Here is a 10,005-nt window from a genome sequence, read left to right on the forward strand (position 1 = left end):
TGGCCGTTGACAGGAATCGGTGAGGCTGTAGAATGCGCCCCACTTCGACGGACACGGCCCATGAGGCTTGAACGGGAAGGCGAAGTAAGCGGTTGTTTGATTTGGGTTTTTGCGGTTCAGGTCTTCTTCGGGAGCGGCGTTAAAAACCTTGAAATAATCGTTGACAAGGTGGCGATCTGATGTAGAATACGCGGCCTTGATTGAGCAGATGCTCAACGCTCTTTAACAAGTTGACCAAGTAATTCGTGTGGGCGCTGGCCGAGACTATCTGGCGACAGATAATCGAGGCAAGCGACTCGTCGAGAATGAGTTTTGTCTTGAGCAAGATTAGAGATCTTCGGATCTTGTATGATTTAAACTGAAGAGTTTGATCATGGCTCAGATTGAACGCTGGCGGCAGGCCTAACACATGCAAGTCGAGCGGAAACAGGGGGAGCTTGCTCCCCGCTGTCGAGCGGCGGACGGGTGAGTAATGCATAGGAAACTGCCCAGTAGTGGGGGATAGCCCGGGGAAACCCGGATTAATACCGCATACGCCCTTCGGGGGAAAGCAGGGGATCTTCGGACCTTGCGCTATTGGATGTGCCTATGTCGGATTAGCTAGTTGGTGGGGTAATGGCCTACCAAGGCGACGATCCGTAGCTGGTCTGAGAGGATGATCAGCCACATCGGGACTGAGACACGGCCCGAACTCCTACGGGAGGCAGCAGTGGGGAATATTGGACAATGGGGGCAACCCTGATCCAGCCATGCCGCGTGTGTGAAGAAGGCTTTCGGGTTGTAAAGCACTTTCAGCAAGGAGGAAAACGTGTTGGCTAATACCCAGCATGCTTGACGTTACTTGCAGAAGAAGCACCGGCTAACTCCGTGCCAGCAGCCGCGGTAATACGGAGGGTGCAAGCGTTAATCGGAATTACTGGGCGTAAAGCGCGCGTAGGCGGTTTGATAAGCGGGATGTGAAAGCCCTGGGCTTAACCTGGGAACGGCATTCCGAACTGTCAGGCTAGAGTATGGTAGAGGGTAGTGGAATTTCCTGTGTAGCGGTGAAATGCGTAGATATAGGAAGGAACACCAGTGGCGAAGGCGGCTACCTGGACCAATACTGACGCTGAGGTGCGAAAGCGTGGGGAGCAAACAGGATTAGATACCCTGGTAGTCCACGCCGTAAACGATGTCTACTAGCCGTTGGGACTCTTGAAGTCTTAGTGGCGCAGTTAACGCACTAAGTAGACCGCCTGGGGAGTACGGCCGCAAGGTTAAAACTCAAATGAATTGACGGGGGCCCGCACAAGCGGTGGAGCATGTGGTTTAATTCGACGCAACGCGAAGAACCTTACCTGGCCTTGACATGTTGGGAACTTTCCAGAGATGGATTGGTGCCTTCGGGAACCCAAACACAGGTGCTGCATGGCCGTCGTCAGCTCGTGTCGTGAGATGTTGGGTTAAGTCCCGTAACGAGCGCAACCCTTATCCCTAGTTGCCAGCACATCATGGTGGGAACTCTAGGGAGACTGCCGGTGACAAACCGGAGGAAGGTGGGGATGACGTCAGGTCATCATGGCCCTTACGGCCAGGGCTACACACGTGCTACAATGGCGCGCACAGAGGGCTGCAACCCCGCGAGGGTGAGCTAATCTCATAAAACGCGTCGTAGTCCGGATCGCAGTCTGCAACTCGACTGCGTGAAGTCGGAATCGCTAGTAATCGCGAATCAGAATGTCGCGGTGAATACGTTCCCGGGCCTTGTACACACCGCCCGTCACACCATGGGAGTGGATTGCACCAGAAGTGGTTAGTCTAACCTTCGGGAGGACGATCACCACGGTGTGGTTCATGACTGGGGTGAAGTCGTAACAAGGTAGCCGTAGGGGAACCTGCGGCTGGATCACCTCCTTAACGATAGCTGGAGGTTTCGGTCAGAGTCCACACGAATTACTTGGTCAATGAGAAGAGAGCAAAGGGTCTTTCGGGCCCGACTTGGCTTGTTTGTGACAAGCAAAACCGGGTCTGTAGCTCAGGTGGTTAGAGCGCACCCCTGATAAGGGTGAGGTCGGTGGTTCAAGTCCACCCAGACCCACCAAAATTGACCAGCTCGTCGTTGCGCCAGGACTCGCGTACTGATGTACGCTTCACCTTGGCGCGCCTAGATCTGATCAATTTTCCGAGTACGGCGAGTGAACACGGTTTGCCGGCTTGGTGAGTGGCTGATATTAGGGGCCATAGCTCAGCTGGGAGAGCGCCTGCCTTGCACGCAGGAGGTCGGCGGTTCGATCCCGCCTGGCTCCACCAAAACCTGGTCGACGATCCCTGAATACCTGACGCAAGTCAGTGTGCAGAAACAAGTGTTTCGAATTGATGACCATCGAAGCCCTTCTTTCTGATCACTGGGTCAGAATTGCTCTTTAACAATTCGGATGAGATTGAAACACGAGATTGATTCTTCTAGTTCAGAGTCAATCTCAGCGATAACGATCAAGCGTTATCCGGTGTGTCGTTGAAGTGGTTGTTTATAGCTTCAGTCGGCTGTCTCTGAATCTCGTCGAGAAGCGAGAAATGGTGAATCACTTCGGTGGTTGGCGATTTCCTGTTGAACGATGAGGCGCAGGTCAGTTGTCTTGGGGTTATATAGTCAAGCAACTAAGCGCATACGGTGGATGCCTTGGCAGTCAGAGGCGATGAAAGACGTGGAAGCCTGCGATAAGGCTCGGGGAGCTGGCAAACAAGCTGTGATCCGGGCATCTCTGAATGGGGAAACCCACCGACTTTCGGGTCGGTATCTTACACTGAATCCATAGGTGTAAGAGGCGAACCGGGGGAACTGAAACATCTAAGTACCCCGAGGAAAAGAAATCAACCGAGATTCCCTTAGTAGCGGCGAGCGAACGGGGACCAGCCCTTAAGCTGGACGACTGGTAGGAGAAGGTTCTGGAAAGGACCGCCATAGTGGGTGATAGCCCCGTATCCGAAACCTGAGTTCAGTGAAATCGAGTAGGACGGGTCACGTGTAATCCTGTCTGAACATGGGGGGACCATCCTCCAAGGCTAAATACTCCTGACTGACCGATAGTGAACCAGTACCGTGAGGGAAAGGCGAAAAGAACCCCTGTGAGGGGAGTGAAATAGACCCTGAAACCGTATGCGTACAAGCAGTCGGAGCCCCTTCGTGGGGTGACGGCGTACCTTTTGTATAATGGGTCAGCGACTTATGTTCAGTGGCGAGGTTAACCGTGTAGGGGAGCCGTAGGGAAACCGAGTCTGAATAGGGCGACTTAGTCGCTGGGCATAGACCCGAAACCGGGCGATCTATCCATGAGCAGGGTGAAGGTGCCGTAACAGGCACTGGAGGCCCGAACCCACTGTCGTTGAAAAGCCAGGGGATGACTTGTGGATCGGAGTGAAAGGCTAATCAAGCCCGGAGATAGCTGGTTCTCCCCGAAAGCTATTTAGGTAGCGCCTCGGACGAATACCACTGGGGGTAGAGCACTGTTTCGGCTAGGGGGTCATCCCGACTTACCAACCCGATGCAAACTCCGAATACCAGTGAGTACTATCCGGGAGACACACAGCGGGTGCTAACGTCCGTTGTGGAGAGGGAAACAACCCAGACCGCCAGCTAAGGTCCCCAAGTACCAGTTAAGTGGGAAACGATGTGGGAAGGCTCAGACAGCTAGGAGGTTGGCTTAGAAGCAGCCATCCTTTAAAGAAAGCGTAATAGCTCACTAGTCGAGTCGGCCTGCGCGGAAGATGTAACGGGGCTCAAACTGGTCACCGAAGCTGCGGCTGCATACGCAAGTATGCGGGGTAGGGGAGCGTTCTGTAAGCCTGCGAAGGTGTGTCGAGAGGCATGCTGGAGGTATCAGAAGTGCGAATGCTGACATGAGTAACGATAATGGGGGTGAAAAACCCCCACGCCGGAAGACCAAGGGTTCCTGCGCAACGCTAATCGGCGCAGGGTGAGTCGGCCCCTAAGGCGAGACCGAAAGGTGTAGTCGATGGGAAACGGGTTAATATTCCCGTACCTTGGGTAGCTGCGATGGAGAGACGGAGAAGGCTAGGTGAGCCGGGCGACGGTTGTCCCGGTTTAAGCGTGTAGGAAGGGGACTTAGGCAAATCCGGGTCCTCAATTCCGAGACGTGACGACGACTGCCCTTTCAGGGCGGGAAGTCATTGATGCCAGGCTTCCAGGAAAATCTTCTAAGCTTCAGGCTACTCGGGCCCGTACCCCAAACCGACACAGGTGGTCAGGGTGAGAATCCCAAGGCGCTTGAGAGAACTCGGGTAAAGGAACTAGGCAAAATGGTGCCGTAACTTCGGGAGAAGGCACGCCGGCGTTAGGTGAAACCCCTGCGGGTGGAGCCGAGGCCGGTCGAAGATACCAGGCCCCTGCGACTGTTTATTAAAAACACAGCACTGTGCTAACACGAAAGTGGACGTATACGGTGTGACGCCTGCCCGGTGCCGGAAGGTTAATTGATGGGGTTAGTCCTCGGACGAAGCTCTTGATCGAAGCCCCGGTAAACGGCGGCCGTAACTATAACGGTCCTAAGGTAGCGAAATTCCTTGTCGGGTAAGTTCCGACCTGCACGAATGGCGTAACGATGGGGGCGCTGTCTCTACCCGAGACTCAGTGAAATTGAAATCGCCGTGAAGATGCGGTGTATCCGCGGCTAGACGGAAAGACCCCGTGAACCTTTACTATAGCTTCACAGTGAACTTTGAGCATGTTTGTGTAGGATAGCTGGGAGGCTTTGAAACCGGGACGCCAGTTCCGGTGGAGCCAACCTTGAAATACCAGCCTGACATGTTTGAGGTTCTAACTTGGTCCCCTGATCGGGGATGAGGACACTGTGTGGTGGGTAGTTTGACTGGGGCGGTCTCCTCCCAAAGCGTAACGGAGGAGCACAAAGGTGGGCTAAGCATGGTCGGACATCATGCGGTTAGTGTAATGGCACAAGCCCGCTTAACTGCGAGACAGACACGTCGAGCAGGTACGAAAGTAGGTCATAGTGATCCGGTGGTTCTGTATGGAAGGGCCATCGCTCAACGGATAAAAGGTACTCCGGGGATAACAGGCTGATACCGCCCAAGAGTTCACATCGACGGCGGTGTTTGGCACCTCGATGTCGGCTCATCACATCCTGGGGCTGAAGCCGGTCCCAAGGGTATGGCTGTTCGCCATTTAAAGTGGTACGCGAGCTGGGTTTAGAACGTCGTGAGACAGTTCGGTCCCTATCTGCCGTGGACGTTGGAGATTTGAGGAAAGCTGCTCCTAGTACGAGAGGACCGGAGTGGACGAACCTCTGGTGTTCGGGTTGTCACGCCAGTGGCACTGCCCGGTAGCTATGTTCGGACGGGATAACCGCTGAAGGCATCTAAGCGGGAAGCCCCTTCCAAGATGAGATCTCCCCGGGCCCTCGAGGCCCCTGAAGAGCCGTTCAAGACCAGGACGTTGATAGGCCGGGTGTGTAAGCGCTGCGAGGCGTTGAGCTAACCGGTACTAATTGCTCGTGCGGCTTGACTATATAACACCCAAGACAACTGCGATAACCTTGATCGTAAAGCACTTCAATCTCATCCATCCCAGTGATCAACCGTTTTGCCTGACGACCATAGCGGTCTGGAACCACCTGATCCCATCCCGAACTCAGCAGTGAAACAGACCAGCGCCGATGGTAGTGTGGCGTTGCCCATGCGAGAGTAGGTCATCGTCAGGCTCTTAATCCCAAAACCCCGACAGCTAACGCTGCCGGGGTTTTTTATTGGCCGTTAGAAAGAGATGACCTACGGGACCCGCCCCCACAACTTTGTCTTTTCCCTCCCCATATAGTTTAATCCACCAGCTTGAACCCAAATGATCATCGACCACCAGGCGGGCCTATGAACACGAAACCACTATTGAGGCTACTCGCGGATGGCGAGACCCACTCCGGAGAGTCCCTTGCCGAGTCCCTGGGTATCAGCCGTACGGCGATCTGGAAGCAGGTGCGTAAGCTTCAGGAGGAAGGTATTCAGGTAGAAACCATTCGCGGCCGTGGTTATCGGTTGCCCGCTCCCATGGACATGCTGTCGGAAGACAGCATTCGCGAAGGCCTGACTGCTTCCCTCAGGGAAAATATCTCCCTGGCTGTCCATGACCGGATCGATTCCACCAACAGCGACATTACCCGCCGTTGGCAGCAGGGAGAGGCCGGACTGCTGGTCTCCATCGCCGATTGCCAGGAGCAGGGGCGAGGTCGGCGGGGGCGTCCATGGCAGAGTCCGGTTGGGAAGAACCTTTATATGAGTGTCGGTGTTTCGATCTCGCGGGGCTTTACCGGGCTTGAAGGATTAAGTCTGGTGGCTGGTCTGGCGGCGATCGAATCACTGGGCCTGCCGGAGGAGGTCAGGCCCGGGCTGAAGTGGCCAAATGACCTGCTGGTGGATGGCCAGAAGCTTGCGGGTATCCTGATTGAGCTTCAGGGTGAGCTGGAGGGAGCGGTCCGTGTGATCGTGGGTATTGGACTGAATGTGCATATGACGGACGCCGAATCAGTGGATCAGCCCTGGACCAGCCTGTCCCTGGCGTTGCCTGGGGAGTCATGGGTCCGTAACCGCGTGGCCGCCAGTGTACTGAACCGGCTTGCCGCGCGACTCGATACCTTCGAACAGGAAGGGTTTGCGCCCTTTGAGGAGCTGTGGAACCAATACGATATTTTCCGGGGCAAGACGCTCAGGGCCACCAGTGGTGACCTGTCCGGTGTTGGTTGTGGCGTTGATGATGCCGGTCATTACCTGCTGGAGACCGGGCAGGGGGTGCAGCGAATCAGCGCCGGAGAAATCAGTCTGCGGGTGGTTTGATGAAGCTCCTGATCGATGCCGGCAATACCAGGATCAAGTGGCAACTCCGGGATAAGGGGCAGGTGCTCCACTCGGGTGCTGGCTTGCTTGAATCGGACCAGCTGTTTGAAGGTATTACGCCTGCCCACTGGCGAAAGCTATCGTCCGTGGCTGTCTCGACGGTACGCTCCGAGGCGGCGCGTCGCGATCTGGAGAACACCATCGCCACCTACACCCGTCTGCCGGTGCGGTTCTTCTGGACCCGGAGAAAATTTGGCTCCCTGACCTGTGCCTACGAGGACGCATCAACTATGGGCGCCGATCGGTGGCATGCCCTGATCGGTGCCTGGGACATGATTGGCGGGGCCTGTGTGGTGGTGGATGCCGGCAGCGCCATCACCCTGGACTGGATTGACGACAGGGGCGGGCACCTGGGTGGTTACATCCTGCCGGGTCGCGACATGATGGTCGCTTCCTTGAGGCAAAGCACGGCCCGGGTGATGTTTGATGACAGCCAGGCCGTGGTCAATACGACACCGGGTCGCTCGACTGCGGAGTGCGTATTCCACGGGGTTAGTTGGTTGATCCAGGCGTTGGCCTCGGAACTGGGGCGGCAGGTGGCGATACCGGTTCTTGTCACAGGCGGGGATGGTTCCCTTATAAAGAAGGCGCTGGATACCGCCGGTCCGGATAGCTTAGCGGTCTCTCGTCTGTGTCCGGGCCTGGTGCTTGATGGCCTGGCCCTCGTGGAGGCGGAATAGTGCGTTGGCTGGTGTTACTGTTGGTTGTTGCCAACCTGGCGCTTTTTTTCTGGTTCTCTACGGGGGATCCGGGCAACGTGCGTTCCGTGGACGAGGGGCGACTGCCGCGAGTGTCCGAAATAGAGCTCATTGACCAGCAGAGTGTGGCGGAAACAGGGGATGAGCAGATTGGTGACGATGCGACTCCCGGGGTGGAATCCCCGCCAGTCAGTGAGCCTGCCCTCGAAGAGGCTGCCGAATCGGTCGGCCAGCCCCGGGAGGCATCCCGTCAATGCTTCGTTATCGACGGGTTCGAGGAGGAGTTCGCCGCCCAGGCCTACCGGGAACAGCTTTCCGTCGGAACGCATAACATTAAGTTCGTCGGAATAACGGAGCAGGTTGAGTCCCTGGAGCCGTTCCACTGGGTCATCGTCCCGCCACTGGAAACCCGTGACGAGGCGCTGCAGCGCTACCGGGAGCTGGTCAATCAGGGGGTCGAGGCCTATGTGGTGCCATCCGGAGAACGGGAAAATGCCATTTCCCTGGGGCTGTTCCGGTCCCTTCAGTCTGCGGAGGGCGTACTCCGCCGGCGCCAGGCACAAAATATCAACGCGATACTGGTAAAGTTCCCCCGAAATCGTATAAGCTACGCGCTCGTTTTTGAGGGGGTAGCGCCATCGTCACTGGACGATTTTGGGGGCGCCTCCGCGGAAGGTGGCAGCGGGCTACAACTGATTGAAATCAGTGATTGTGAAGGTGTTGCAACCGCTGAAAAAAATCCGTAGTATACCGCCCTCGCTGATGAGGCGAGCGTGAGCTGGCGTAGCTCAGTTGGTAGAGCAGCTGACTTGTAATCAGCAGGTCGGGGGTTCGATTCCGTCCGCCAGCTCCACTTAAGTTTTTGGAGTGTCTCCGGGTTCCGGAGTCATCTCTGGAGGGGTTCCCGAGTGGCCAAAGGGATCAGACTGTAAATCTGACGCGTAAGCTTCGCAGGTTCGAATCCTGCCCCCTCCACCACTTATTGATGCGGGCATCGTATAGTGGCTATTACCTCAGCCTTCCAAGCTGATGACGCGGGTTCGATTCCCGCTGCCCGCTCCAATTTGGTTGAATGCTCATGTAGCTCAGTTGGTAGAGCACACCCTTGGTAAGGGTGAGGTCGGCGGTTCAAATCCGCCCATGAGCTCCATTTTATCCGGTCAACGTTACTGTCCTGTTGATTAGGGAGATTGGTCGAATGTCTAAAGAGAAATTTGAACGTAATAAACCGCACCTGAACGTGGGCACCATTGGTCACGTGGACCATGGTAAGACCACTCTGACGGCGGCACTGACTCGCGTATGTCACGAAGTGTGGGGTACAGGTTCTGCCAGCGCATTCGACCAGATCGATAACGCTCCGGAAGAGAAGGCGCGTGGTATCACCATCGCGACGTCTCACGTTGAGTATGATTCCCCGAACCGTCACTATGCGCACGTAGATTGCCCGGGCCACGCTGACTATGTGAAGAACATGATCACTGGTGCGGCGCAGATGGACGGTGCGATCCTGGTATGTTCCGCGGCTGACGGCCCCATGCCGCAGACCCGTGAGCACATCCTGCTGTCCCGTCAGGTTGGCGTTCCTTACATCGTGGTCTTCCTGAACAAGGCTGACATGGTGGATGACGAGGAGCTGCTGGAGCTGGTCGAGATGGAAGTTCGCGACCTGCTGAGCCAGTACGACTTCCCGGGTGACGACACTCCGATCATCACCGGTTCCGCGCTGATGGCGCTGGAAGGCAAGGATGACAACGAGATGGGTACTACCGCTGTGAAGAAGCTGGTAGAAGCCCTGGACGACTACCTGCCGGAGCCGGAGCGTGCCATCGATCAGCCGTTCCTGATGCCGATCGAGGACGTCTTCTCCATCTCCGGTCGTGGTACCGTTGTGACCGGCCGTGTTGAGCGTGGTATTGTCAAGACTGGCGACGAAGTGGAAATTGTAGGTATCAAGGATACCGTCAAGACCACCGTTACCGGTGTTGAGATGTTCCGCAAGCTGCTGGACGAAGGTCGTGCCGGTGAGAACATTGGTGCGCTGCTGCGTGGTACCAAGCGTGACGACGTTGAGCGTGGTCAGGTACTGGCGGTGCCGGGTTCCATCACTCCGCACACCAAGTTCGAGTGCGAAGTGTACGTGCTGAGCAAGGACGAGGGTGGTCGTCATACTCCGTTCTTCAAGGGCTATCGTCCTCAGTTCTACTTCCGGACCACTGACGTGACTGGCTCCTGTGAGCTGCCGGAAGGCGTAGAGATGGTAATGCCGGGTGACAACGTGAAAATGTCTGTGACCCTGATCGCTCCGATCGCCATGGAAGATGGTCTGCGCTTCGCGATTCGCGAAGGTGGCCGTACCGTTGGTGCCGGCGTGGTCTCCAAGATCGTCGAGTAAGTCGCTCCGATGATC

The 10,005-nt window shown here is 56.2% G+C and carries 5 protein-coding genes, 6 tRNA genes and 3 rRNA genes; all 14 read left to right on the forward strand.

Translation table 11 applies throughout. The annotated features are described in order from the left end of the window. Positions 1–180: hypothetical protein (locus tag ACJO3T_RS07975; RefSeq protein ID WP_406978166.1), on the forward strand; the 180-nt coding region annotated here is incomplete at its 5' end. Positions 181–355: 175 nt separating this feature from the next. Continuing rightward, positions 356–1,896, forward strand: a 16S ribosomal RNA gene (locus tag ACJO3T_RS07980). Between the two features lie 107 nt (positions 1,897–2,003). Beyond that, a tRNA-Ile gene (locus tag ACJO3T_RS07985) sits at positions 2,004–2,080 on the forward strand. Between the two features lie 133 nt (positions 2,081–2,213). Further along, positions 2,214–2,289 (forward strand) — tRNA-Ala (locus tag ACJO3T_RS07990). A 338-nt stretch (positions 2,290–2,627) separates the two neighbouring features. Next, a 23S ribosomal RNA gene (locus tag ACJO3T_RS07995) occupies positions 2,628–5,522 on the forward strand. A gap of 77 nt (positions 5,523–5,599) precedes the next feature. Continuing rightward, positions 5,600–5,714: ribosomal RNA gene (rrf, locus tag ACJO3T_RS08000) — 5S ribosomal RNA — on the forward strand. Together the 16S, 23S and 5S rRNA genes with 2 tRNA genes alongside form the textbook arrangement of a ribosomal RNA operon. A 163-nt stretch (positions 5,715–5,877) precedes the next feature. Then, complete coding sequence (locus ACJO3T_RS08005) at positions 5,878–6,837, forward strand: biotin--[acetyl-CoA-carboxylase] ligase (protein WP_406978231.1); 960 nt, start codon at positions 5,878–5,880, stop codon at positions 6,835–6,837. Further along, a complete protein-coding gene (locus ACJO3T_RS08010; protein ID WP_406961233.1) occupies positions 6,837–7,577 on the forward strand; it encodes a type III pantothenate kinase in 741 nt (246 codons plus the stop codon). Before ACJO3T_RS08005 ends, ACJO3T_RS08010 begins: the two co-directional genes overlap by 1 nt. Continuing rightward, complete coding sequence (locus tag ACJO3T_RS08015; RefSeq protein WP_406961234.1) at positions 7,577–8,341, forward strand: hypothetical protein; 765 nt, start codon at positions 7,577–7,579, stop codon at positions 8,339–8,341. The genes ACJO3T_RS08010 and ACJO3T_RS08015 overlap by 1 nt, the downstream gene beginning before the upstream one ends. A gap of 31 nt (positions 8,342–8,372) precedes the next feature. After that, positions 8,373–8,448: transfer RNA gene (locus tag ACJO3T_RS08020), tRNA-Thr, on the forward strand. Positions 8,449–8,489: 41 nt separating this feature from the next. Continuing rightward, positions 8,490–8,573 (forward strand) — tRNA-Tyr (locus ACJO3T_RS08025). 9 nt (positions 8,574–8,582) lie between these two features. After that, a tRNA-Gly gene (locus ACJO3T_RS08030) sits at positions 8,583–8,657 on the forward strand. A 12-nt stretch (positions 8,658–8,669) separates the two neighbouring features. Beyond that, a tRNA-Thr gene (locus tag ACJO3T_RS08035) sits at positions 8,670–8,745 on the forward strand. Between the two features lie 48 nt (positions 8,746–8,793). Beyond that, positions 8,794–9,990: an elongation factor Tu gene (gene tuf / locus ACJO3T_RS08040; RefSeq protein WP_406961216.1), complete on the forward strand. Its 1,197-nt coding sequence runs from the start codon at positions 8,794–8,796 to the stop codon at positions 9,988–9,990. Positions 9,991–10,005: the final 15 nt, after the last annotated feature.

The sequence above is a fragment of the Marinobacter shunpengi genome, assembly GCF_045449715.1.
Lineage (GTDB): Bacteria > Pseudomonadota > Gammaproteobacteria > Pseudomonadales > Oleiphilaceae > Marinobacter.